This is a genomic window from Pantoea sp. CTOTU50773, assembly GCF_032082325.1.
Taxonomy (GTDB): Bacteria; Pseudomonadota; Gammaproteobacteria; order Enterobacterales; family Enterobacteriaceae; genus Pantoea; species Pantoea communis.
In genome coordinates, this window is sequence record NZ_DAMDQC010000010.1 from 32,133 (window position 1) to 57,052 (window position 24,920).

The 24,920-nt window shown below is 53.6% G+C and carries 26 protein-coding genes; 15 read left to right on the plus strand and 11 right to left on the minus strand.

Translation table 11 applies throughout. The annotated features are described in order from the left end of the window. Positions 1–106 precede the first annotated feature (106 nt). Together RT340_RS02980 and RT340_RS02985 are read left to right on the plus strand one after the other, a co-directional pair. A complete protein-coding gene (locus RT340_RS02980; protein ID WP_038646947.1) occupies positions 107–406 on the plus strand; it encodes a putative quinol monooxygenase in 300 nt (99 codons plus the stop codon). 82 nt (positions 407–488) lie between these two features. Then, complete coding sequence (locus RT340_RS02985) at positions 489–884, plus strand: VOC family protein (protein ID WP_211727933.1); 396 nt, start codon at positions 489–491, stop codon at positions 882–884. A gap of 19 nt (positions 885–903) precedes the next feature. On the opposite strand, the gene RT340_RS02990 is transcribed toward RT340_RS02985, so the two are convergent. Continuing rightward, positions 904–1,383, minus strand: a complete 480-nt coding sequence (locus RT340_RS02990; RefSeq protein WP_064511341.1) for a hypothetical protein — start codon at positions 1,381–1,383, stop codon at positions 904–906. Further along, the gene (locus RT340_RS02995; RefSeq protein WP_313374023.1) at positions 1,380–2,171 is read right to left on the minus strand and encodes a transcriptional regulator; all 792 of its coding nucleotides are present in this window, start codon (positions 2,169–2,171) and stop codon (positions 1,380–1,382) included. The genes RT340_RS02990 and RT340_RS02995 overlap by 4 nt, the downstream gene beginning before the upstream one ends. A 290-nt stretch (positions 2,172–2,461) precedes the next feature. On the opposite strand from RT340_RS02995, the gene RT340_RS03000 reads away from it, so the two are divergent. The 4 genes from RT340_RS03000 to RT340_RS03015 all read left to right on the plus strand — a co-directional run bounded on the left by RT340_RS03000 (position 2,462) and on the right by RT340_RS03015 (position 6,012). Next, the gene (locus tag RT340_RS03000) at positions 2,462–3,139 is read left to right on the plus strand and encodes a LuxR C-terminal-related transcriptional regulator (protein WP_160832938.1); all 678 of its coding nucleotides are present in this window, start codon (positions 2,462–2,464) and stop codon (positions 3,137–3,139) included. A 236-nt stretch (positions 3,140–3,375) separates the two neighbouring features. Next, complete coding sequence (locus RT340_RS03005) at positions 3,376–4,638, plus strand: DUF1479 domain-containing protein (RefSeq protein WP_313373998.1); 1,263 nt, start codon at positions 3,376–3,378, stop codon at positions 4,636–4,638. Between the two features lie 42 nt (positions 4,639–4,680). Beyond that, a complete protein-coding gene (locus RT340_RS03010) occupies positions 4,681–5,421 on the plus strand; it encodes a DNA-binding transcriptional regulator YciT (RefSeq protein ID WP_313374000.1) in 741 nt (246 codons plus the stop codon). A gap of 51 nt (positions 5,422–5,472) precedes the next feature. Further along, the gene (locus RT340_RS03015) at positions 5,473–6,012 is read left to right on the plus strand and encodes a GNAT family N-acetyltransferase (RefSeq protein WP_160832936.1); all 540 of its coding nucleotides are present in this window, start codon (positions 5,473–5,475) and stop codon (positions 6,010–6,012) included. On the opposite strand, the gene RT340_RS03020 is transcribed toward RT340_RS03015, so the two are convergent. From RT340_RS03020 to RT340_RS03035, 4 genes are read right to left on the minus strand one after another with little or no spacing between them, the layout of a single operon-like run. Beyond that, positions 6,009–6,965: a sugar-binding transcriptional regulator gene (locus RT340_RS03020; protein ID WP_097117121.1), complete on the minus strand. Its 957-nt coding sequence runs from the start codon at positions 6,963–6,965 to the stop codon at positions 6,009–6,011. The two genes, RT340_RS03015 and RT340_RS03020, sit on opposite strands and share 4 nt — an antisense overlap. A 23-nt stretch (positions 6,966–6,988) precedes the next feature. Beyond that, positions 6,989–7,927: a sugar phosphate isomerase/epimerase family protein gene (locus RT340_RS03025; RefSeq protein ID WP_097117122.1), complete on the minus strand. Its 939-nt coding sequence runs from the start codon at positions 7,925–7,927 to the stop codon at positions 6,989–6,991. Between the two features lie 2 nt (positions 7,928–7,929). Further along, the gene (locus tag RT340_RS03030) at positions 7,930–9,456 is read right to left on the minus strand and encodes a glycerol-3-phosphate dehydrogenase (protein ID WP_313374004.1); all 1,527 of its coding nucleotides are present in this window, start codon (positions 9,454–9,456) and stop codon (positions 7,930–7,932) included. 10 nt (positions 9,457–9,466) lie between these two features. Beyond that, positions 9,467–11,050 (minus strand): FGGY-family carbohydrate kinase, encoded by a 1,584-nt coding sequence (locus RT340_RS03035; RefSeq protein ID WP_313374025.1) that lies wholly within the window; start codon positions 11,048–11,050, stop codon positions 9,467–9,469. A 379-nt stretch (positions 11,051–11,429) separates the two neighbouring features. Here RT340_RS03035 and RT340_RS03040 point away from each other — a divergent pair, with 379 nt between their 5' ends. The 8 genes from RT340_RS03040 to RT340_RS03075 all read left to right on the plus strand — a co-directional run bounded on the left by RT340_RS03040 (position 11,430) and on the right by RT340_RS03075 (position 19,228). After that, positions 11,430–12,083 carry a DUF2291 domain-containing protein gene (locus RT340_RS03040; protein ID WP_313374006.1) on the plus strand — a complete coding sequence of 218 codons (654 nt, stop codon included), beginning with the start codon at positions 11,430–11,432 and terminating at the stop codon, positions 12,081–12,083. After that, positions 12,080–13,618: a sugar ABC transporter ATP-binding protein gene (locus RT340_RS03045; RefSeq protein ID WP_097117125.1), complete on the plus strand. Its 1,539-nt coding sequence runs from the start codon at positions 12,080–12,082 to the stop codon at positions 13,616–13,618. The genes RT340_RS03040 and RT340_RS03045 overlap by 4 nt, the downstream gene beginning before the upstream one ends. A 22-nt stretch (positions 13,619–13,640) precedes the next feature. Continuing rightward, the gene (locus RT340_RS03050) at positions 13,641–14,696 is read left to right on the plus strand and encodes an ABC transporter permease (RefSeq protein ID WP_313374009.1); all 1,056 of its coding nucleotides are present in this window, start codon (positions 13,641–13,643) and stop codon (positions 14,694–14,696) included. A 69-nt stretch (positions 14,697–14,765) separates the two neighbouring features. Then, the gene (locus RT340_RS03055; protein ID WP_034823484.1) at positions 14,766–15,713 is read left to right on the plus strand and encodes a D-ribose ABC transporter substrate-binding protein; all 948 of its coding nucleotides are present in this window, start codon (positions 14,766–14,768) and stop codon (positions 15,711–15,713) included. 164 nt (positions 15,714–15,877) lie between these two features. Then, positions 15,878–16,744 (plus strand): DeoR/GlpR family DNA-binding transcription regulator, encoded by an 867-nt coding sequence (locus tag RT340_RS03060; RefSeq protein WP_211727928.1) that lies wholly within the window; start codon positions 15,878–15,880, stop codon positions 16,742–16,744. A 220-nt stretch (positions 16,745–16,964) separates the two neighbouring features. Next, positions 16,965–18,008 carry a catalase family peroxidase gene (locus tag RT340_RS03065; protein WP_313374012.1) on the plus strand — a complete coding sequence of 348 codons (1,044 nt, stop codon included), beginning with the start codon at positions 16,965–16,967 and terminating at the stop codon, positions 18,006–18,008. Continuing rightward, positions 18,008–18,559, plus strand: coding sequence for a cytochrome b (locus RT340_RS03070; RefSeq protein WP_211727926.1), 552 nt, complete (start codon positions 18,008–18,010; stop codon positions 18,557–18,559). The genes RT340_RS03065 and RT340_RS03070 overlap by 1 nt, the downstream gene beginning before the upstream one ends. Before the next feature lie 78 nt (positions 18,560–18,637). Next, positions 18,638–19,228 (plus strand): TetR/AcrR family transcriptional regulator, encoded by a 591-nt coding sequence (locus RT340_RS03075; RefSeq protein ID WP_097117131.1) that lies wholly within the window; start codon positions 18,638–18,640, stop codon positions 19,226–19,228. Positions 19,229–19,243: 15 nt separating this feature from the next. On the opposite strand, the gene RT340_RS03080 is transcribed toward RT340_RS03075, so the two are convergent. Further along, positions 19,244–19,444 (minus strand): hypothetical protein, encoded by a 201-nt coding sequence (locus RT340_RS03080; RefSeq protein WP_211727925.1) that lies wholly within the window; start codon positions 19,442–19,444, stop codon positions 19,244–19,246. 318 nt (positions 19,445–19,762) lie between these two features. Between RT340_RS03080 and RT340_RS03085 the strand changes: the two genes are divergently transcribed. Then, positions 19,763–19,972 carry a glycine zipper 2TM domain-containing protein gene (locus RT340_RS03085; protein WP_034823502.1) on the plus strand — a complete coding sequence of 70 codons (210 nt, stop codon included), beginning with the start codon at positions 19,763–19,765 and terminating at the stop codon, positions 19,970–19,972. A gap of 79 nt (positions 19,973–20,051) precedes the next feature. On the opposite strand, the gene RT340_RS03090 is transcribed toward RT340_RS03085, so the two are convergent. The 4 genes from RT340_RS03090 to RT340_RS03105 all read right to left on the minus strand — a co-directional run. Then, on the minus strand, positions 20,052–21,422 hold the full coding sequence (locus tag RT340_RS03090; protein ID WP_211727924.1) for an amidohydrolase: 1,371 nt from the start codon (positions 21,420–21,422) through the stop codon (positions 20,052–20,054). A gap of 136 nt (positions 21,423–21,558) precedes the next feature. Next, a complete protein-coding gene (locus RT340_RS03095) occupies positions 21,559–22,539 on the minus strand; it encodes a VOC family protein (protein WP_182057821.1) in 981 nt (326 codons plus the stop codon). A gap of 10 nt (positions 22,540–22,549) precedes the next feature. Continuing rightward, the gene (locus RT340_RS03100; RefSeq protein WP_211727923.1) at positions 22,550–23,761 is read right to left on the minus strand and encodes an MFS transporter; all 1,212 of its coding nucleotides are present in this window, start codon (positions 23,759–23,761) and stop codon (positions 22,550–22,552) included. Between the two features lie 236 nt (positions 23,762–23,997). Further along, on the minus strand, positions 23,998–24,920 hold a 923-nt coding region (locus RT340_RS03105), incomplete at its 5' end, for a LysR family transcriptional regulator (RefSeq protein WP_313374019.1).

A 24,920-nucleotide genomic window follows, 5' to 3' on the forward strand; every position in this document is an offset into this window, starting at 1 on the left:
TTATGGCGCGAACCAGGCATATCAGGCAACGCACGTTTTCAGACTGACAACAGGAATAAGCTGCGTTAGTTTGGCTTGGCTTATTGTATTTAAAAGGGAGATGAAAATGACCGTTCCTGTAGTGGCATTGCTAACGGCAAAACCGGGTTGCGAAGATAAAGCTGAGCAATTATTTCGTGGTGTGATTGAAGAGACGCTACGCGAAGAAGGGTGTATTACCTATCAGCTAAACATTGATAGCAAAAATCCGCGCCGCTTTGTCTGGACCGAAGAGTGGGCGAGCCAGGAATTACTGGATAAGCACCTGAATGCCCCGCATATCGTTAAATTATTCGCGGATCTTGAACCGCTGTTAGAACACGCGGAAGTGGTGGCATTACGCAAAGTCGCGGGTGGCAATGCGTGATAAAGAATAAGCAGACTTCGGTCTGCTTTTTATTTGTTGATATCCAGATGAGATTTCGCGTCAGAATATAAAGGAAACCAAAATGAGAACACAAAAGCGTTGCATGGGTTACGTCGCTATTGTGGTCGATGATTATGACCGCGCCATTGAATACTATACGCAAAAACTGGGGTTTCATTTAATCGAAGATATCCCACAGCCGGGCAAGCGCTGGGTGGTGGTCAATCCTAATCCGCAGAGCGATTGTAACTTGCTGCTGGCGCAGGCATCGAATGAGCGCCAGCAAGGGTTTATCGGTAATCAATGCGGCGGCCGGGTGTTCCTGTTTTTACAGACGGACGACTTCTGGCGTGATTACCAGCAAATGAAAGCCAATGGCGTCACTTTCTGTGAAGAACCCCGCGAAGAAGAGTATGGCACGGTTGTGGTTTTCGAGGATTTGTACGGCAACCGTTGGGATCTTTACCAGAACAAATGATCGACCGGTCTGACTCGCTTCAAAATCCAGGTTTCATACACCGGTTAAGCGGCCGATAATGGAATCCTGAAATGACCTGGTTTCCCACTTTAAACAGGTAGATGCGGGCGGTGAAATTCTCGTCCGCCAGCGGATCAATATATTTCCCGATAGCGGGATCCTGCGTATCAGGACCCGCAATACGAAAAGATTTGCGAGTGGAAACCGTTACGGAATCAGGATGGTAGTCATAATCAAGATTCACGGTGCGATCAACATTAATCCTGCTTTCAAGCCCCTGCGGCGACATAAATGCCAGATAAGCATTTAAATGACCTTCACGACTGCCGCTCAAAATATCCCAGTAGCCATGACTGACTACGGTCCGGTCAGGTTCGTCATAGATGATATAGGTCTCGGCCCGGCAATCGCCAGAAAATGGCCGTACAAAATAGGGCAGCGAAAACCAACCCAGCAACAATGCCAACAGGCAACATGCCGCGGAAACAGCCATTCTCATGGATGGTTTCTCCCGATAACCGCAAATGTCTGGCAAGAGGTTGTCGCCAGTTCAATTTCGCCTTTGCACACAAAGAAATTAATCGCGTTGCCACGATCGGCATTAATGTAGATTTTGCTGTGCGGCGTAATGGAAACCTGCATTTTGTTAAGCCAGTAACTCACGCGTCTTGCCGAGTCATGTTTGTCATTTTCCACGTATTGCGAAAACAGAAAGCTGTGCCCATCAAGCAGAAGTGGTTCGCCATACCGCAATGGGTGGATAAGTTGTTGGCCACGAATCACAGTGCCCACGATAAAAAACAGGCAGCAAAGCAGCAGCGTAAGTACCCTGAGTTTTATCTTTGTCGGTTTATTCTTAAGCGCTGATTTCGATGTATCAGAAACAGAGATCGCTGATGTTTCTTGTTTTTGATTCAAACCATCCTGGCGTTCCGGTAACGAATAATTTTGTGAGTCTGAAACGAGAGTGATGTAACCGGGTTTTAAGCGATATCCCATGTATCCCAGTGTTTCAAGAATTTCGCCTTCTATTTCCAGTGAGGCGAGTGATTTCCGGATGCGAAAAAGGGTTTGTCGTACGGTATTATCGGAGACCACAGCACCATGGTTTCTCCAGCAAGCGTCATGTAATGCTTCTTTGGAAACGATATTACCTTCATGCTCACACAGGTACGTCAGGCATATTTTACTTTGCCTGCTAAGAATAATCTCTTTATCTTCCAGCCTGATCAGACCGGTATCGGTAAAAAAAATAATGGTCACTTCTGCCTGATCCCCACGGCGCATCTTCAACGCACACTTTTCATGCGGCTGATTATAACACGGTCTGACAAAAGGGCATGCTGATGATGACAATCAGGTAGGTAACAGCTTTGTCACAGGGTTATCTATATGATTAATATGTGAATTATCTCCATGCTGGTGACTTTTAAGTGACATTTATGCCAGTATGTTGAAAGCCTTCAATCTAGCCAATAATATCCGCATCGGATTAATCGCATGGCATCGGCTAATATCGTTAAGATGAATCTGTAATAATTGCATATTGGCGTGATCACAATTGAGGAACATCACCAATGCATAGCGCCATTAAAATAACGACAAGCAAAATCAAAAATAAAAATATCGCTATTATGACACCCAGCGCGATCACCTATTATGGTATTCGCGCCATGTTGACAACATTGAATGCTGTGACGGTGACTCACCATCCCATCCAAACCCATGATGAACAGATCAACATCATTGATAGAGATTTGGATCTGATTATTATCGATACTGAGGTTGGCAATGCAGATGTTATTTCTATGCTGATAAAATCTTACTTGCCCACAGCATTAGTGATAATTTTAACCCGCGCATCGGATATCAGGCTATTACAAAAATATAAAAAATCAGGTGTGCAAGCCATATTAAACAGGAAAAGCAATCAGCGCGAGGTTGAAGATGCGGTGACGGCAGTACTTGAACATCGAGTCTGGGGATTTGAAGTCAAACCCACTGCACCGCAAAAGGGTTCATCTCTACGACAGGTATTCTCATCAAGAATGTATGAAGAAGCGATGCTTTCACTCAGTACCACGGAAAGAACGATCATCCGCTCCATCTATCGCGGCCGTACCGTAACGGATATTGCTCTTGCCAAAGACAAAAGTATTAAAACCATTAGCAGCCAAAAACAGTCTGCAATGCGCAAACTCAATGTAAAAAATCTGGCTGAACTCCATCAGCGGTATCACGCCTGGCTGGAATAGTACCTGCCAGGCCATTTCCTTCCCACATACCACCGTCTTTTTCCTCTTGATTTCCCGACATTTTTCCTCATTTCCCGGCACCGGAGAGCCACTCCGGTGCACCTTCGGTTGGACGTTGTTCTTAATTTTTTTGTGATGGGTTTCTTAAAATCGTGCGCTGCAGTTAGGTGAAATGCCGACAGATTGTTATGAATGAAGCTAACTTAGGTTTCATTCGAAACAATCGGAGCGACAAAATGAATACATCCTTTACCTCTTTACAACAACCTGAAGATGCAAAGCAGCATATCCGCTTGATGAAACAGGTGCTCAGAGCGCAAATCGGCGATGTTGAGGGCCTGTTTGAGCAGGTCAGAAGTAAAATCCTCAGCGAAATTGCTGTAGCTCGTGAGGAAGAAGCGCGAAACGGCACGGCATGGCCACAGGTACGTTGGGATGACATCGCCGCAGGGCGCATTTCCGATGAAGTGAAGGATCGCATTCGTCGTCGCGGCTGTGTGGTGGTGAAACAGACCTTTACGCGCGAGCAGGCGTTGGGCTGGGATGCGTCGATGCTGGAATACCTTGATAAAAATGATTTCGATGAAGTCTATAAAGGGCCGGGTGACAACTTCTTTGGCAGCCTCGATGCCTCACGCCCTGAAATCTATCCGATCTACTGGAGCGAAGCACAGATGTCGGCGCGTCAGAGCGACGCCATGGCACAAACCCAATCCTTCCTGAATCGCCTGTGGACCTACGAATCCAACGGAACGCGCTGGTTTGACCCTGATGTCAGCATCATCTATCCGGATCGTATTCGCCGTCGTTTACCGGGCACCACATCAAAAGGGCTGGGCGCGCATACGGATTCCGGGGCGCTGGAACGCTGGTTACTGCCAGCTTACCAACAGGTGTTTAGCAAAATCTTTAATAATCAATTCGATCAATATAATCCCTGGGACGCGGCACATCGCACAGAAGTGAATGAATATCAGGCTGGCACCACTACCAAATGTTCAGTCTTCCGCACTTTCCAGGGGTGGACTGCGCTGTCAGACATGCAATTGGGTCAGGGCTTGCTGCATGTGGTGCCGGTTCCGGAAGCGATGGCGTATCTGTTGCTGCGTCCGCTGCTGAAAGATGTGCCAGAGGATGAACTCTGTGGTGTGGCGCCAGGCAAAGTGCTGCCCATCTCAGAGCAGTGGCATCCGGAACTCATCAAGGGACTGTGTTCCATTCCAGCAATGGAAGCGGGTGATTCTGTCTGGTGGCACTGTGATGTCATTCATTCGGTTGCACCGGTTGAGAATCAGCAAGGTTGGGGCAATGTGATGTACATTCCGGCTGCACCCCTGTGCGAGAAGAATGCCGCTTACGCCACTCAGGTTGCTGAGGCGCTGGCAACCGGTGCCTCACCGGGTGATTTCCCGAAAGAGGACTATGAAGCCAGCTGGCGCGATCGATTCACTTTGGACGCGTTAAACAGCAACGGTCGTCGCAGTCTCGGCTTAGAGTAAGTTTCTGGTAAGCAGGATAAAATTTTAATTAAAGCAGGCACTATGAACGCACGTCATCAGCACATTATCCAACTGGTCAGCGAACGCGGCAGCGTCAGCGTCAGTGAACTGGCGCAAACCACCGGCGTTTCCGAGGTGACGGTGCGTCAGGATCTGAATGTTCTGGAAAAGGGCGGCTTTCTGCGCCGCGTGCACGGTTCAGCCGTGGCGCCAGAAAGCGACGATGTCGGCGCACGCATGCAAACGCGTTTTGCCGTCAAAAAACGTCTGGCGGAGTACGCCGCTTCGCTGGTTAACGCGGGTGAAACGGTGTTTATTGAAGGCGGCAGCACCAACGCGTTGCTGGCACGCGAATTGAGCGAACGCGGTGATATCACGATTATCACCGTCAGCCATTACATCGCGGGATTGCTGCGGGAACAGGGCGGTGATGTGATCATTCTTGGCGGGCTGTTCCAGAAGAGCAGTGAGTCGGTAGTCGGGCCGCTGACGCGATTGTGCATCCAGCACCTCAACTTCCATAAAGCCTTTATCGGTATCGACGGCTGGGATGCCATCACCGGTTTTACCGGTCGTGATATGCTGCGCTGCGACGTGGTCAACGCCATCATGGAAAAGCAGACGCACACTGTGGCGCTCACCGATTCATCAAAGTTTAGTCAGATACATCCCTTCGCTCTGGCACCGACCGTGCCCTTTAAGCAGGTGATTACAGATAGCCAACTGTCGCCGGTGTATCAGGAAATATTGCGCCAGCAGCCAATGGAGTTAACGCTGATTTAGGGGCACTTTTCATCAGCGTCGACAATCATCATTGTCATAATGAAGGATCACATGTTCCCCAACATCACCTCCAAAAGACTGCACTATCGCCAGTTAGTTACCGATGACTGGCGATTCTTTCTCTCGCTGCAACAGGATGAGCGTGTGATGCGCTATGTGGCCGATCCGCAGCCTGAAGAAGAGATTCGACGTGACAGGTTCGAGATAAGATTGCCCCATTGGCAGAAAGGCAGCACCCATTGGCTGTGTCTGGTGATGATGGAACAGGGGCAATCAGCGCCGTTAGGCGTCACCGGATTTATCGATCGCGGTGACGGCGTAGCGGAAGTCGGTTTTTTGCTGGCAGCAGAAGCTCAGGGCAAGGGATTTGGTACGGAATCACTTCACGATATTGCGCGTTATGCGCTGAATGAACTGGGCTTTCGCAAGCTAATTGCCACTGTGACCGCAGGAAATGAAGCCTCACGCAGGACACTATTAAAAGTGGGATTCCAGCAGGAGGGCACCTTGCGGAAAAGCTATCATCTCGCGGGTGAGTGGCGCGACGATTGGGTATTTGGATTATTCGCGGACGAATGGAGGCCACTCTAACCTGCGATTAACGCCTGTGCCGTTAATTCATCGGTAATTAATCCCGTCACCAACCCGCTGGCCAATACCGCGCGGATCGCGTCGACTTTGCTTAATCCCCCCACCAGCGCCACAATCTCGGCGCGGTGGGCAAGCTCTAAATCCACCGAGAGCGTACGCGCTGTCAGGCTGTTGTGAATCATCTGCCCGCTGGCGTCAAAGAAATGACCGAGCAGCTCACCGACAGCGCCAGAAGCCGAGATATCATTGATCTCGGCTTCATCAATCATACCGGCTTCAACCAGTTGCGCGGCAGGTTCCACGGTGCCGATCCCCACCAGCTTCACCTCACTCTGTGCGGCCATGGCAAACACTTCGCTGACGCCGCGCTGTTTAAGCAGCACGTCGCGGTCTTCCTGAGTATTGGCGAAGAACGGCACCGGCATCATATACGCCTGCGCACCGGTCTTTTCGGCAATGCGATGCATAACATCGTGGGGATTGAGCGCGTAGTTGCGCGTCAGACAGCCCAGCAGCGAAACGAAGCGCATATGCGGGGCGTCAATGCGCGAGAGTTGGTGAATAGCGGCGGAAAGGGTGCGGCCGTGCCCCAGCCCCAGGGTGATCGCAGGCTGCGACGTGAGGAGATTGCGCAGATAATCCGCGCCCGCCATACCCAGCGTTCGCACTGGCAATCCCTCTTCACCAAGGTCAGGCGCAACGTGGCAAAAACGCAGTCCGTGCTTTTCGCGCAGCTGATCTTCCAGCGCCACGCACGCCATGATATCGCCATCAATCGACACCTTCACCGCACCCTCCGCGACCATTTTGGCAATCATGCGATGGGTTTTGACAGACGGTAATCCCAGACGTTTGGCGACTTCAGCCTGGGTCAGGCCGCCCACATAGTGCAGCCAGGCGGCACGCAGGGCTAAAGAGTCATCGCGTTCAGCGGGAGTAGGAGCCGGTTTCATGTTTCATTTCCTGATCAATAGGCTTAGGAAGCCAGATGCAAATCCTGCACGCCCGTATCAATGTGCGATGCCCAAAACGCAACGCTTTCCGCGATATCCGCCACCACCTGGCGGTCAGTGGGTTCACGCTCTTTAAAACTCAGTTCGAGGCAAATTTCGTTATCCTGCGCGCCACCGCGCGCCAGCGCGTCCAGCAGCGGCTGGGGCTGAATACGGCCGCCCGCATTGTACTGCAATGTGAAGGGTCTGTGGCCGCCTTTGTCCATCATGCTTTGTTTTATATGAATAATCGGCGAGTAGCGCGGCACTGCTTCAGCCCACGCGTAAGGGTCGTAATCACGCGGGTCGATTGAAGTGACATCGCCGTGATCGATATCCGCCATCATCCACATCGGCAGGGCAAAGGACTCACTGCTCAAACGCTGCTGCAGTGCGAGGCAAGCCGGAATGGTCTCACCAAACTCGCGTCCGATGCTCATCGGTTCCCAAAACAGGTATTTCAATCCGGCGGATTGCGCATGTTCCGCCACCTCGGCCCAGCAGTCTATCGCGATATCGATCAAGGCATCCCGCCGCGCCGCATCGTTGAAATCCTGCTGGGTGAAAATGGCGAACTGCGATCCAACCGCCTCGCCCCCCAGTTCTGCGGTGATATCGGCGAAGGTTTTAAACCAGTCCACGTAGTAGCGCCGCACGTCAACGTCCGGATGACCAAAATGATTGAGGCGGCCATAGGGACCAGTCATACCCGATGTCACGCGCACCCCGGTTTCCCGCAACGCCTTCTGCATCTGGCGCGACATGCGGTTGATGGTGGCGGCTGGCCAGCCAGGATTGATAAATTCATGGGTTAACTGCAGATCGCGGATACGAATCTGTTGTGCCACGGTGTGAATCAGATCCTGCGGATCGGCAAAACGATTCACCAGTGGGTTGGTATTGAGGGAAAGCGTTAAGGGCATGATTACGCCTCCTTACGCAGCGGCACGGCCGCAGCATAGGTCGCGTCAAACCATTGGCTAAAGGCCTGCTGCTGAACTTCGGTCAGATGCAACTTGTGCTTAGTGCGACGCCACAGCACATCCTCCACCTGCTGCGCCCACTCATTTTCTACCAGGTAGCGCACTTCGGCTTCATACAACTGTGCGCCGAAATGGCGGCCCAGATCGTTTATCTCACGGGCGTGACCCAGCACTTTCTCAATGCGCGTGCCATACAGGCGCGCATAGTGTTTGCGTAGCGGCGCTGGTAACCATGGCCAGCGCGTTTTCACTTGCTCAAGGAAGCTCTCGAAATCGCCATTTGCCATATTACCGCCCGGCAAAGTGGCCTCGCGTGTCCAGTCTTCACCCATATCAGGGAAGAAGGGCGCAAGCTTCTGGATAGCGTGTTCTGCCAGCTTGCGGAAAGTGGTGATTTTGCCACCAAACACATGCAGTAGCGGGGCGTTTTGCTGATCGTCGAGATCGAACACGTAGTCACGCGTGACGGCAGAAGGGTTGCCTTTGCCATCGTCAAACAGCGGACGCACACCCGAGAATCGGGTAATCACATCGCTGGCGCGCAGTTTTACTTTGAAGTAGCGATTGACCACATCGATAAGGTACTGCTGCTCGCTGTCATCGGCGGTCACCGCTTCCGCTTTGCCCTGCCACGGAATATCGGTGGTGCCGATCAGGGCTTTATCGCCTTCATAAGGGTTGATGAAAATGACGCGTTTATCGGTGTTTTGCACCAGATACGCCTGCTGGCCTTCCCAGAATTTCGGCACGATGATGTGTGAACCTTTAACCAGCCGCACGCTGCGGTTGCTTTTGGTCTGGGTGACCTGATTTACGATATCCAGTACCCACGGGCCGGCCGCATTCACCAGCACTTTGGCATAAACCGTGCGCTGTGCACCGCTGGTCTCATCCTGAATCGTGACTTCCCACTTGCCGCTGATACGTTTGGCCGACACACAGCGGGTACGCGGCAGAATCGTGGCGCCGCGTTCCGCAGCATCCACGGCATTCAGTGCGACCAGGCGTGCATCATCGACCCAGCAATCGGAGTACTCGAAGCCCTTGCTGTAGCTATCGAGGATTGGGGCGCCTTCGGGATCGCGCATCAGATCAAGCGATCGCGTGCCGGGCAGCTTTTTGCGCCCGCCTAAATTGTCATAGAGGAACAGCCCTAAACGCACCAGCCACGCCGGACGATCGGTCGGGCTATGCGGCAACACAAAGCGCATCGGCCAGATAATATGCGGTGCGGCATTCAGCAACACTTCTCGCTCGATCAGCGCCTCGCGTACCAGTCGGAATTCATAATATTCGAGATAGCGCAGCCCGCCGTGCACCAGTTTGCCCGAGCGCGAGGAGGTACCCTGTGCCAGGTCATCTTTTTCACACATCATCACGGACAAGCCGCGCCCGGCCGCATCACGTGCGATGCCCGCGCCATTAATGCCACCGCCAATGACAAACAGATCCAGCGTATTTTCACTCATGGTGTACTCCTTAAAACTTATTCAGTGCATGCCAGGCGGCAGGGAGATCGCTGCGGATCTGCTGATAATGGGGAAACAGTTGGTTATAGCGCTGCGACAGTTCAGCGGAAGGCGGTTCAGACGCATCCAGCAACGGGCGCACCCAGGTTTCCACGCACTGCGCCATGGAGGGATAGGCGCCAATCGCCACCGCTGCCATCATCGCGGCGCCCGCTGCACCGGCTTCATCACGCTGGCTGATACGCACCGGTGCGCCAATGCAGGACGAGAGGATCTGGCGTAGCGGCTGGGAACGCACCGCGCCGCCGGTAAGACGAATTTCACCTGGCAAAGTACTGCCCATCGCCTGATAACAATCACGCGCGGCCATGCCGATGCCTTCAATCACGCCGCGCACCAGGTCGGCAAAATTGTGCTGATAGTTAAGTCCGGTGAAGCTGGCGCGCGCGTCGGCGTTGACGAACGGCCCGCGTTCACCGGCAATTGAGATGTAGGGATGGAACAGCAGGGTGCCGGGTTCGGCTTTGTTGAGCCACTGGTCGATATGCGCCACCAGCCGCGCATGATCGATTTCACAGCCGAATCCGCTCAGCAATTCACTCGCCACGTTCAGCAGCCAGTCGAGATTAAGCGTTGAGGCCATATTGGTTTGCACCTGCGTCACATAGCCCGGCCAGGGCAGAGGAATCACATAGCCAGTTTGCGCTGGATTCAACCACACCTCATCAATGGTCACACTGCGCAGATGCACCCCGGTAGAGCCGACAATTGAGCAGGCGGTATGGGCTTCGCCGGTGTGCACGCCTGCGCCCAGCGCGGTCATTGCCATATCCACGTAACCCAGCGAAATCGGTGTACCCGCGCGCAGGCCGGTGAGCGCAGCGGCCTCTGCTGTTAACGGATGAGTGATTTGCGTGCCATCGATAATTTCCGGCAGCAGATGACGTCGATGTTCCAGTCCCAGCGCTGCGATGACGGTATCGTCATAACGCTGGGTGCGGAAATTACCAAAAGTGAAGCTGGCCTCAGAAGGATCGGTGGCACGTACGCCAGTGAGATTCAGGTAAAGCCAATCTTTGCAATGCAGCGCAACTTCACTCTTTTCCAGCAGCTGCGGAAAGTGCTGGTCCATATGCGCCATCTGTGAACCCTGCTGGCAGGTGTTCAGCCCGGTACCGGTCGCCTTGAATCGCTCGGCCGCAAGCGCGTGTTGGTTTAAAGCATCCACGGTGTGAGCTGCACGCGCATCCAGCCAAATCCAGGCATCCTCTACCGGCTGATTATTGGCGCCCACCAGCCAGGTGCCATCCCCTTGTGCGGTGACGGCCACGGCCACCACGCGGGAAGAGAGATTTTCCACACGCTCGCCCAGTTTCCGTATCGCGTCCACGGCATCTTGCCAGGTCTGCGACATGGATTGCTGCGCGGCACCACCTTCGCTGCGGTAATAGCGGTTACGCACGGAGGCGCACGCCAGCTGTGTGCCTTCCAGATCAAACGCCACCGCTTTCACCACGGAGGTGCCGGAATCCAGACCCAGAATGATATCGCTGTTACCCACGTACACCTCCGAAGGGAAGAAAAGTTGACCCATCACGTCGTGTTAATTCCTTGTGATGAATTTGCTAAATAATGTCTTACACCACTTCTCATGGAGATAACATATCCAATGTATTATTTTTCGATAAAACGAATAAATTTCACTTCAGTTAGCGAGTTTGATCACGAAAATGGCGGTAGTACACGACAATATGAAATGAGATATCACATGAATAAGGCTTGTATTGCGGGCTTTTATTAGCGATGAAGGCGTTAGGGTGTGAATTTAGCGATCCAGATCGCGCTCCTGAAAAATTCGTGAACCCCCTGTTGACAATTTAGTCACATCAGCACAATCCTCTTCACAAGAGTTATCACATTTATAACATTTAATGCGGCGATTATCGCAGCAGATAATAGTGAGAGGTCACGTTATGTCCGATGTCTCAATGCTGGCACAGCAGCTCTCCCGCAAGCGCATCCGCCGCTACAGCTTCATCGGTGTTGTGGTGGTTGCGGTGATTGCCGCCATGGCCATTGACACAAAAGTGGTGAAAATCGGTTCCGAGCAAGATGTGCAAGAGCAAGGTTTCTCGCCGGATAGCTACGGGAAGAAAACCTTCCCCGGTATTAAGCAGGATGTGGAAGCGCGTGCGGTGGATGCCAAAACCCTCGCCGATGCGCTGAAAGCCAATCAACAGGAAGCGGTACAGAAATACGGTGTGGGTTCGCCGCTCCCGGTGATCCCCGTCAAGCTGGAAGGCGTGGTGCAGCCCGGTCAAATGGGCATTTTCCCACTGAAAGTGGCCGGTTTACCGGAAGGAAATGTGATTCGCCTGCAAACGGGCCCGGCCATTACCGGCACCGATTTACGTGATGCCAGCGGAAAAATCCAGTTCGGCGATTTTACCAACCAGATTGAGTATCAAAACGCCGGTTCGGCGATCAATCGCGCCATGAAAGCCAAAGTACTGGATAAGTTGGATCGTGATGCGCTGCCCGGGAAAACCGTGCAGGTGGTCGGGGTGTTCCGTTTGCTCGCGCCGAATAACTGGATGGTGACGCCAGTCAGTCTGGAGGTGAAATGAAACCATTCAACGTTAACCCGGCGCTACTAAAAGGCGAAGTGATCCTTGAAGCGCGCAACATCAGCAAAATCTATGGATCGACCCATGCACTTAAAGGCGTGAATTTTGAGATCCGTCGCGGTGAAGTCACCACGTTGTTTGGTGAAAACGGCGCAGGTAAATCCACGCTAATGAAAATTTTGTCGGGCGTCATTACGCCAACATCCGGGGAAATTCTCTACAACGGCGAAGAGAAAGTGTTTCGCTCTGCCACTGAAGCACGCGATTGCGGCATCTCGATTATCCATCAGGAGCTGAATCTCGCTCCCAACATGAACGTGCGCGACAACATCTTTATGGGGCGCGAAATCATGAAGCCGGGTGGGGTGGACTACGCGGAAGAAGCCCGCATAACCGCCCATCTGATGGCGGCGCTGGAGGAGGAAATTGATCCGCTGACGCCGGTGGAAAACCTGCGTCTGGGCCAACAACAGATTGTCGAAATCGCCCGTGCATTGTCGGTGAATTCACAGATTCTGATCATGGATGAACCGACATCGGCGCTCAGTGCTGCGGAAGTCGCGGTGCTGTTCCAGGTGATCCGCGATCTCACCAGTCAGGGTGTAGCCATTGTATACATCTCACATCATCTCGAAGAGGCACTGGAGATCACCGATCGCGCCGTGGTGCTGCGTGATGGCGTGATGACCGCGTACGCGAAACGCGATGAGATCGATCTCGAGTGGATCGTGCGCAATATGGTGGGCGATCACTTTGACCTGGGTTCGCCGCCGCAAGGGTATGAGTTTGGTGACCAGGCGTTGACCGTGCAAGACCTAACGGTGAAAAGCAAAACCGGGATTCGGCTGGTGGATAACCTCTCACTGTCAGTGAAAGCCGGTGAAATTGTCTGCATCTATGGCCTGATGGGCGCGGGGCGCACCGAACTGCTGGAGTGTATCGCCGGGCGTATTCATCAAAGCCAGGGCCGCGTTCTGCTGCAGGATACCGATGTCAGCGGCTTAACCATTCAACAACGTATTCAAATCGGCCTTGCGTTGGTGCCCGAAGATCGGCAACGCGACGGTTTGGTGCAAACCATGTCAGTGGGCGAAAACCTGTCGCTCGCCAGTATCAACGAATTTGTGCGCGGTTTGGTGCTGTCACCGCGACGTGAAAAGCAGCTGGTGACGGACAGTATTCGCAACGTCACGGTGAAAACCGCTGGCGGCGAGGCGGCCATCGGATCGCTCTCCGGTGGCAATCAACAAAAAGTGGTGATCGGCAAAATGCTGGCCACCCGTCCCAAAGTGATTCTGCTGGATGAACCCAGCCGCGGCATTGATATCGGTGCCAAAGCGGAAGTGTTTCGTCTGCTGGCGGAAAACGCCAAAAAGGGGCTGGCGGTGGTGTATACCACCTCGGAAGTGGGCGAATGCCTGAGTATTGCGCATCGCATTGTGGTGATGAGCAAAGGGCGCATTAACGCCATTTTCGATTCCAGCGTGAGTAAAGAACGCATTATGGCCGCTTCAGGCGAGTCTCTGGTGGCATGACATGAAAAACGGAGCAAACGGTATGACAGACAGAACACACACGCTGGATTCGCCACCCGTCGCGAGTAAAAAGAAAACCGATAAAAGTCTCAATCTGGCGCGATTGCTGCTGGAAGGGCGCGCGTTTATTGCGTTGCTGGTGATTATTATCACCTTTTCCTTGCTCTCACCTAACTACTTCACCGGCGCCAACTTCCTGACCATGGCTTCGCATGTGGCGATTTTTGGCTTACCTGCCATTGGCATGTTGCTGGTGATCCTCAATGGCGGTATCGACTTATCCGTCGGTTCAACGCTGGGTCTGGCTGGCGTGATGGCCGGCTTTATGATGCAGGGGATTAACCTCGACGCGCTAGGTGTCGTGCTGTATCTGCCCGTATGGGCGGTGGCGATATTGACGCTGGTGATTGGCGCGCTGGTGGGATTGGCCAATGGCGTGTTGATCGCCTGGTTCCGCGTTCCGGCGTTTGTTGCCACGCTCGGCACCATGTATGTGGCACGCGGTATTGCCCTGCTGATCACTAACGGACTGACCTACAACAAACTCTCTGGCACTGAAGCGCTGGGTAACACCGGCTTTGACTGGTTGGGCTTTAATCGCATCTTCAACATCCCGGTCGGTGTGCTGGTGCTGGGTGTGGTAGCACTGGCCTGTGGTTTCCTGCTGAGTCGTTCGGCGTTTGGCCGCTGGCTCTATGCCTCGGGTGGTAATGAACGCGCCGCCGATCTCTCCGGCGTGCCGGTGAAACGCATCAAAATCAGCGTTTATGTGTTGTCGGGTATCTGTGCCGCGATGGCGGGGCTGGTGCTCTCTTCACAGCTCACTTCAGCCGGTCCAACGGCGGGCACCACTTATGAACTGACCGCGATTGCCGCGGTGGTGATTGGCGGTGCGGCCTTAACCGGTGGTCGCGGTAACGTGCGCGGCACGCTGCTGGGCGCTTTTGTAATCGGTTTTCTCTCTGATGGCTTAGTGATTATCGGCGTCTCTGCCTACTGGCAGACGGTGTTCACTGGCGCCGTGATTGTGCTGGCGGTATTGCGCAACACCCTGCAATACGGCAAACGCAGTCGCTAACTCACGCGCGCTGTCTGGCAGCGCGCGGTTATCCGTAAAACCTGTACCCTAAATAATAACGGAGCACCTATGTTCACAAAACGTTTGTTTATTGCTGCCGCAGCGATGGCGATCACCACCTTCGCTGCACCGACCTGGGCGGATAACGGGTTGATGACCATCATCGTCAACGATCCATCCAACCCTTACTGGCTGACAGAAGGTCAGGTCGCGCAAAAAGCCGCTGAAAAACTTGGCTACAGCGCAAAAGTCAGCGCGCACAAAGGTGATACCAACACCGAAAGCCAGCTGATTGATACGGCGATCACCAACAAATCAAAGGCGATTATTCTTGATCCGGCTAACGCCGATGGTTCTGTCGGTTCAGTGAAAAAAGCCATCGCGGCGAATATCCCGGTGTTTATCATTAACGCTGAGCTGAATCAGAGCGGATTGGCCAAAGCGCAGTTGGTTTCTAACAATGCGCAGGGCGCGGCGGTGGGCGCGATGGAGTGGGTGAAACAGGTAGGCGATACCGCCAACTATGTTGAATTAGTGGGCCCGCCATCCGATAACAACGCGGCAACGCGTGCCAATGGTTTTGATACCGTGTTGTCACAGTACCCGACGCTGAAGAAAGTGGGTCAGGAAGTCGCCAACTGGGACCGTACCCAGGGCTTCAACAAGATGCAGTCACTGCTGCAGGCTAATCCAAACATCAAAGGCGTGATCAGCGGCAACGATGAAATGGCGCTGGGGGCGATTGCCGCACTGAAAGAAGCCGGCAAGCTGAACCAAATCAAAGTCGGTGGTTTTGATGGCTCGCCGGATGCCGTTGATGCCGTAAAAGCCGGTACGCTGGCGTATACCGTGATGCAGCCCGTGGCGCAATTCGCGCAGAAAGCGGTAGAGCAGGCTGACAGCTTCCTGAAAACCGGTAAAACCGGCGCAGCATCGGAAAAACAGTTGTTTGACTGCATTTTGATCACCAAAGAGAACGCGGGCAATTTCGTATCACCGTTTGTGTTAAAGCAGTAATGCATGACGTGCGGCTTTCGGGCCGCATACTGCTCAGCGGACGCACTCCGGTGCGTCGCTGTAACCCTTCTCGTGAGTCCAAACACCACACCATTTGCAAAAGGCGCGTTTCCGCGTTGTAATCACCTGGAACCCGCATTTCTGCATCACTTTCTGGACGAAATATGGCGCACAACCCGCAGGACTCTTCTCTCAACGTCTTCATGGCCGAACCCTTACCCAGCGACAGTCGTCAGGCGCGGCAGTTGGCGCGACGCCAGTTGATCGCGGAAGCCGTGATGGCAGAAGGCGCTATTCGCATTGAAGATATTACCGACCGTTTCGGCATCAGTCTGATGACCGCGCACCGTGATATTGATGAGATGGTCGAACGCGGATTGCTGCATAAATCGCGTGGGGTGGTCTCCGCCACACCAACCAGCCTGGTCGAGTCCAGCGATATCTACCGCGCGACGCGTCAACTGGAAGAGAAGCAAGCCATCGCTGAGGTGGCGGCCACTTACCTGGAGCCAGGACAGGCGATCTTCCTCGATGATTCCACCACGGTATTGCAGATGGCGCGCTTGTTACACGCGCGCGCCCCGTTAACGGTGATCACCAACTCACTGACGCTGATGAATGAGTTGCGCAACGGGCGCGATATCACGCTGATGGGATTAGGCGGTCAGTTTTATCATTGGTGCAATGCGTTTATGGGCCGCATGACGCGAGAAGAAATTGCCAGTCTGCGCGCCGATGTGTTCTTCGTCAGTATGTCAGCGATCATTGATGACACGGTCTTTCATCAGTCAGCGGAAACCGTCGAAACCAAACGAGCGATGTTTGATGCTGCACAGAAACGTATTTTGATGATGGATAACACCAAATTTGAACGCCGGGCGCTGCATCGTTTTGCCCATCTCAGCGAGTTCGATGTGGTGATTGTCAACCAGGGTACGCCGGTGCCGATTCTGCGTCGTCTGCAGGATCTGGGAGTGAATGTCGTGGTTGCACCGATGAAGACCCACGCTGGATCGCGCGAAGAATCCTGATTCACCTGTAAACTTATTCTTTCAGATAACCTGAGGCACTCACTGTCGGCCGCGGCAGTGGTGCATCGGCCTGTTCAAATGCGTTTGACAATGCAATCTACCTACTAGTAGATTGATTACTCTACCGCCGTGAACGAAGACGGTGCAATTAATTGCCACGCGCTAATCATTCAGCTCGGGTAACTGCCTTGTCTTAATTTATGCCATGTTGAGCGAATCTATGAACAAGCCTTCTCTGACGACCGGCCAGACACTCACCCGTCTGGCCGCTATTGCAGTGGTACCATTGATAGTCATCGCGTTATTTCTCTGGGTTGGCGGCTGGTTAACACCGGATAAGTTGACCTCCGATAAGCTCATTACCGTGCTACAAAAATCAGGCGGGGAGCATCCCGGCTACCGACGCAATCATGCCAAAGGCGTCTGCATCAACGGCAGCTTTGTCGCTAACGGCAATGCCAGCGTGCTGTCGCGTGCCGGGCTGTTTGCACCGGGCGAAACCCCGGTGATCGGGCGCTTTGCTATTGCCGGTGGCAATCCAAACGCCCCGGATTATGCCGTGCCGGTGCGCAGCATGGCGTTAGCGTTTTACCAAAAAGATGGTCAGCAGTGGCGCACCGGGATGAATCCCATGCCGATGTTTCCGGTGAAGAGCTTGGAAGGGTTTTACGATCTGCAAAACGCCACGCTGCCGGATGCCAAAACTAGCAAGCCCGATCCCGCCAAGATTCAGGCCTTTGTAGAAAAACATCCCGAAATCAAACCGTTCTTCGGCTGGGCGCAGCAGTATGTTCCTTCCTCTAGCTGGGCCAGCGATCGCTACAATAGCCTTAACGCCTTCAACTTTATTGATTCGGCCGGCAAGAGCCATGTGGTGCGCTGGAGTATGGTGCCGCACAGCGAGTATCAGCCCATCAATGCCGCCGATAAGAATGACAGCGACTTCCTGCAGAACGATCTGCAACAGCGTCTTGCCAAAGGGCCGCTGCAGTGGGACCTGATCATCACTGTCGCAGACGCGCAGGATAAAAGCAGCGATGCTTCGATTGCCTGGCCAGCGGACCGGCAGACCATCAATGCAGGAACCCTGACTATCAACCAAACCACGCTGCAGCAGCAGGGCGCCTGTAACGATATCAATTACGATCCGCTGATTCTGCCCGAGGGCATCACCGCCTCGGATGATCCGATCCTCAATGCACGTTCATCGGCTTATGCCAAATCCTACAACGCCCGTACCCGTGAACAGGCAGGAGCACACTGATGAAACACACAGAGACTTTCCATCCGGCGTTGCGCGCGATTCACTGGCTGATGGCTGCCGCTATTATGACCATGCTGTTTATCGGCGTGGCCATGGTCGCCACCGTCTCGTCACTGCACAGCTTGCTCGTGGCGATCCATAAGCCGTTGGGCTTAATGATATTGCTGCTGGTGGTGGTGCGATTGTGGCTACGTTTTACCACCGCCAAACCGGCCTTGCCGGAGACGTTATCAAACGGGCAAAAAGCGCTGGCACACCTTTCGCATTGGGCGTTGTACGCAATGATGCTTGCGCAACCTCTTATCGGCTGGGCGATGCTGTCGGCGGCAGGCTATCCGATCAGTCTGGGAGGCAGTCTGGTGCTGCCCCCCATCACGCCAATCAGTAATGATCTGTATGCCTGGTTGCGTCCGCTGCATAGTTGGGTGGCTTTAGCCTTGTTCGTTACGGTGATGCTGCATCTTGCCGCCGCGTTGTTCCATGCGCTGATTCTGCGTGATGGCGTCTTCAGAAGTATGACCGGTCGCCGTAAGCGTCCTGAAGCGCCTTGACATCACCGCTGCAGGTCAGTAGGTTCAGTGCCAATTTACTGATTTGCAGCCATTTCATCTTTGCTGCCGGAGCCCTGCATGACCGTTGAACGTTCGCCTAAAGCCACTGAAATCATTAACCACACCCGAGCGCTGCTCACAGCTGGTGGTTATAAAAGTTTCAGCTATGCCGATTTGGCAGAACGCGTACAAATCCGTAAAGCCAGCATTCATCATCATTTTCCGGGCAAAGCCGATCTGGTGCTGGCGGTGGTCAATGATTATCGTGAGGAGGCGCGAGCCGGCATGGCCGCGACCAGTGAGCATTTCAGTGATGATCCGCTGGCTGAGCTGAACGGATATGTGAACTTCTGGGCAACCTGCATTAAGGAAAACAGCTCACCGTTCTGTATTTGCGTGATGCTGGCAGTGGAGCTGCCGACCTTACCGGAAGAGGTGGCGGCTCAAGTCACCGGACATTTCGCCGATCTGTCCGCGTGGCTGGCCGGTGTGCTGCAGAAGGGGGAAAAGCGCGGGGTGTTTATTCTGCGTGAAGGGGCGGAAATGGAGGCCAAATCGCTGATGGCGACGGTGCATGGTGCGATGATTGCCGCGCGCGCGTTTAATAACCCCGAACTGTTCTTACCCATGATTAAACCGGTGCTTAACAGTCTGGTTATTTCCGTTTAATGGCTTTGCGGCCATTTATCTTCGCGACTCTTTCATCAACAACAGAATCACTTTATCCACCAGATAAGGTGCCTGCTTATTTAATTCAGGATCGTTGCGTAATTGCGCAGCAATGTTCAACGCAAATTCGCGAACCTTCTGTTTATCCGCTTGCGTTGATTCACAATCTGAAGGACGGCTGTCAGGATATTGGTTAGGAAAATGAATCACACTCACAATGCCCCCTGAAATCGTTGCTAAGGTCAGCCGAATAAATATTAATCTACTAGTTGGTAGGCTGGCAGTCAAGGGAGGAATTTGCAGTAAAGCACAGCAGGTTTAAACCTCCGTGAGAGGCCGGGTAGGGGCGTTTCGCGCGCTTTCTCACCGCTTCGCCAGTACCGCCTGAAAATAGGAATTTTTACCTTTCGTCGTTTCACAAATCCTCTTAAATTAGCGCCGACGAGCAGTGCAAGTCGCCAACGATTTGGTGTCTTAACAACAATCAAATTAAAAACAATTGCATTCCATTTTTTAATGGTAATGAGGATTTCGATGCTTTTAAAACGCAGCTGCAGTATCGCCATTGTCGCTTTAGTCTGTTTATCAGTTACCGCCTGTGGTATGTCCCATCGTGGTCGTAATACGGCAATTGGTGCGGGTGTTGGTGCTGTGGGTGGCGCGGTATTAACCGGCGGCAGTACCTTTGGTACGCTGGGTGGTGCAGCCATCGGTGGCTTGATTGGTCATGAAGTGAGTCGTTGATTCATCCTGCTGATCTATTTCGTCGCGCACTCAATGCGCGACGAAATAATAACTTTTATACCTTCGTTTTATTCCCCGATTAAATTTTCTTTAACTGGCCAAATACCTGTTTGCCGTTATGGAAGGTTGCTATCACGGGTGCAACATGCGCCACCGCTTCAGCAGAACAACTCGCCGCCACTAACATCATCGTTGCGCTATCCTGCGCCTTCGGCCACTGTTGTTCACCCTGGTCATTCAGCGGCAGCACTTCATGGGTGGCGATACCCAAGGCGCGACTCAATGAGAACTCATCCGGGCCACGATACAACTGCGCATAGACGTTGGCTTTTTCCAGCATGCTGCCGCTGCCAAAAGGTTGCCAGTGGTCGGCAATGGTATCGGTGCCGGACCATACCGGTACGCCCGCCGCACGCAGTTGCGGCAATGGCATGATCACGCGCCCAATCGGCACGGTGGTGGCGATGCTGAACTGCTGCGCTTTGAGTTCCTCGATCATCGCATCCAGTTCATTCCCCGATAACGTGCCCAGCGCAAACGCATGGCTGATGGTGACTTTGCCTTTTAGCTGCGGATTCTCACGCACCGTTTTCAGCATATAGCGTATCGCGGCGACGCCGTGCGGCTCGGTTTCGTGCAGGTGGATATCCACCGGCGCAGCAAAATCGAGTGCGATGCTGAACATCGTATCCAGCGATTTCTCCATCGCACCATCAACGTTGGTCGGATCCAGGCCGCCGACAAAATTGGCGCCCATTTTCATCGCTTCACGCATCATGCCTTCGCCCCTGGACCGCAACAGTCCATGCTGCGGGAAGGCGACAATCTTCACGGTAAAGTCCTGACGGTGGTTAGCAATCGCCTGTTGCAAGTGCGCCAACCCGTCCAGTTTGCTAATCGGGTCGATATTGCAGTGGCTGCGCGCTTCGGTGCTGCCTTTCGATTGCAGCAGGCCAATCAGCTTCTCGGCACGCATTTCGGAGGTCGGCACGATCTCAGGAAGAATCTGCTCTTCCTGATGAATCATATCAATCACGCTTTTACGCGGCAGCGGGGCGCGCCAGCCATCACCATAGAAGGTTTTATCGAGATGGATGTGCATATCGCGCGTTGCAGGCAGCAAAATATGACCCGCCGCGTCCCAGGTGGGAAGAGTGCTGCTGAAACCCGCTGAGTGTATACCCGCAATATTCTCGCCGTTGACTTCAATATCGTACAACCCGGTGCGTGTCGCGGTGATCACGTCGTGATGACGTACAAAGGCTTCTTCCAGCCGCACATTGCGCAGCAGATAGTGGCTAACGTCAATCTGCATCAGGTTTTCAGGGGGACAGGCAGCGGCCGCAGCGGAACGGCTACTTAATCCGGCACCGAGCAGCGTACCTGCCGCCGTGAGTTTGATGCCAGCGGAAAGAAAGTCCCGGCGGTTGCCGGAAGTCATGAGGCTCATCGATTATGTTCTCCTTGTAGGGGAGATTCACCCTAGAGGAGCGATAAGCGCTGTGCTGTGATTTTTTCCACTGATAACTATGGAGAAAAGTAATGACGCATCGGACAGCATCGCTATCCGATGTTCTGTAGAAGGGTTAATGATTTTGCGGTTTGGGCATCGGCGGTGTGCCATGAGTATGGAACGTCTCAATGGTTTTCAGGCCCCACGCCTGGCCTTTCTTGCGTTCGCTTTCCGTCCAGACCACCGTCTGCCAGTCTGGCGCGAGTATCAGTCGGGCCCCGGAATTGGCCAGCTCGACGCGATTCCCCGCCGGTTCCCAGACATACAGGAAAAACGTGCCCTGGATGGCATGCTTGTGTGGGCCGGTTTCAATATGCACGCCATTTTCCAGGAAGATGTCGGCCGCGCGCAGTATGTCTTCTCGCGTATCGGTGGCGTAGGTCACATGGTGCAAACGTCCGTTGCCGCCACCGTGCTCTTCAGTACAGGCCAAATCATAGGTTTTATTATTGACGGTGAACCAGCAGCCACCAATCCGCCCATTATCCAGCTGAATCATCTCTGTGACGCGGGAGCCTAAGCAGGTTTCCATAAAGCGCTTGAATTCACTGACATCTGCAGCCAACAGATTGAGGTGATCCAGACGACGCGGACAGGCGCCACGCGCATGGTAACGCTGAGACAGGTTTTTCAGCGACGGGCGTTGGTCATCGGGTGCCTGATAACGGACCGTGTCGTAATAGATCTCAAAAATGTGGCCAAAAGGATCGGTAAAGCGAAATGCCTGTCCGTGACCCTGATCGTCGTTGACCCAACCAAGCACTTCATAGGGGCTGGCTTCAATCGCCGCAACACGCCGTTCCAGCGCAGCCTGTGAAGCGGCGCGATAGGCAATGTGCCCCACGCCAGTCGTGTGATGACGCGTAAGCTTCAGGCTGTGAAACTCATAATCATCCCAGGCGCGCAGCCAGGCGTGATCGTTGTCTTGCGCGGTGACCGTCAAGCCATAAACATTGACAAAGAAGTTGAGGCTCTCTTCAAACTTGTCGGTGTAAAGCTCCACGTGAGCCAGATGCGCAATATCGAAGCAGGGTTCAGAAAGTTGAGATGTCATGATGCCATTCCTATTTATTGAGGGTTTGTGACAGCGCCGGAAGGTCATCCAGTGCTGCGCCCTTTATTTTCAGAGACAGAGAAACATTGCGATGAAGCACAATGCTGATCGCAGCCAGTAACGCGGGTAGCGCGAGAATAAAGAAAATCGCCGACTGCGCCGGGAACGCACCCATCAGCAAGCCGCCAATCGAAGAACTGAGAATCGCACCGGTACGGCCTATGCCGTGCATCCAGCTCACGCCGGTGGCGCGCATTTCGGTAGGATAATAAGCAGGGGAATACACCTGTAGACCATTCTGTGCGCCATTAATACACATGCCGATAATGAAAATGAATACGCCCAGCGCCACCCCGGAAAACGTGAAGATGCCTTGTGCTAACAAGCAGAGCCAACCCAGCAGATAGACCACGCCAATCACTACTCTGGCGTTGCATTTATCCATCAATGCACCGACCAGAATACCGCCCAGCGGACCACCAAGCTGGAATAACCCCGCCAGAATCGCCGCTTGTTCGAGGGAAATACCGCCCGAGCGCATAATGGTCGGCAGCCAGCCGTTAAGCAGAGCAGCAATCTGCGCGCGAGGTGCCCGGCGCACCACCAAATTTAACGCGGATTCGGGCAGCAGATAACCTAATAAGGGCAACATAAGCAGCGGCAGTGCACCGCCGAAAATCAACACCGCATTCCAGTGATAGTGCGCCAGCAACGCGGCCGCGATAAAGCCCCCCAGACCGGATCCGATATTAAAGCCGCTGAACATCAGGGTAATCATCACGCCCTTACGACGCTCAGGCATATATTCTGCCAGCAGCGTGACGCAGTTGGGCATGACCGCGCCCAGCCCGAGCCCGGCAATGAATCGCATCATCGCCATTTGCAGCGGCGTGGTGGCGAAAGCGCAAATCAGACTGAAAGCGGAGAAGATCAGTACTGCCAGCAGGATGATTTTTTTACGGCCAAATCGATCGGATAAGGGACCCGCGATCAATGCGCCAATCGCCACGCCAAACATCGCCGCGCCAAGGATCGGCCCCATCGCGGCGCGAGAGATATGCCACTGCTCAATCAGCGCAGGCGCAATAAATCCCATCACGGCAGCATCGTAACCGTCGAACATAATGATGATCAGGCAGAGGAATAACACGCTCCACTGAAAGGCGGAAATGGGTCGCGAATCAATCCAGGCTTTGATGTCGACCAGCTTATTTGTATTCATACGTTCGCTCTCTCTTCGGGCACGCAAAGTCTATTGAATGACAAGTCATGATTAACTCATCCAGCTCCACGGTAAGCACCGTGTGGCAGGCTGTCTGTCAAAAAAGGCTTTTAGCGGTATGAGTTACGTTTATATTGTGAGCGAGTTGTCATAATCCACGGTGTCAGTACGGGTTTGTGGTGCCCGGTAGAAAAGCCCTATACGTAAACGGCGTGCAATCTTTGTATGAATTTCGTTTAGGTCGCTGTTGGATGAGCTTCGGCGCTGATGCACTCAATCAGCGCCAATGTAGCCGGGGAATGCAGCGCACCCGCGCGCAACGTGATGCCGATATCACGACGCGTATCGGGTAGGGTGAAGGACAGAGGTTGGAGCACACCTGACTTCAATTCGTACTCCAGCTGGTGCCATGACACTGCCGCCACCATATCGGAGTCCATTAATAAGCCGCGCACGATGGCGAGGTCACCGCTCTCAACCACCGGTTTGGGTACCGGAATATCCAGCGTCGCAAAGGCGTGTTCTAGCAGATGGCGGGCCGGACTGTTTTCTCGCGGCAAAATCCACTGTGTGTCGGCGAGATCGGCAGCGCTTAACGTTCGACCGGCTAACGGATGTTGTGGCCTGGCGAGCAGCACAAGTTCTTCGCTGAACAGCCGCCGATTATCGATATCAGTAACGTTGCTGTCATGACGCAAAGCCCCGACAATCAGATCAACGTCACCTGCACGGAGTTCGGTAATCAGCGTGCTAAAGGCACTTTCGTTGGTCACGACTTTGATCGCCGGATGTGCCGTCACCAGGCGGGTGATCGCGCGGGGCAATAACACACTGCGGCACAAAGGTAGTGCGCCAATATGAACGGTGCCCTGCAGAACACCTTGCTGGGCGGCAAGATCTTCCGGGATATGGCGAATTTCATTCAGGGCGCGGCTAATGTGTGGCGCCATTTCACGCGCGGCAGCTGTCGGCTGCATACCTCGCGGCGAGCGCTGGAACAGCACGATGTTGGCCCCTTTCTCCAGCACCTTTAGCGCGGCACTGACGGCGGGCTGGCTGATGCTCAGCGAACTGGCCACGCTTTGCGTATGCTGCAAATGAAACAGCCTTAAAAATATCTGCAGGCGCCTGACGTTGAATAACCAAATCGGTTCGGCGT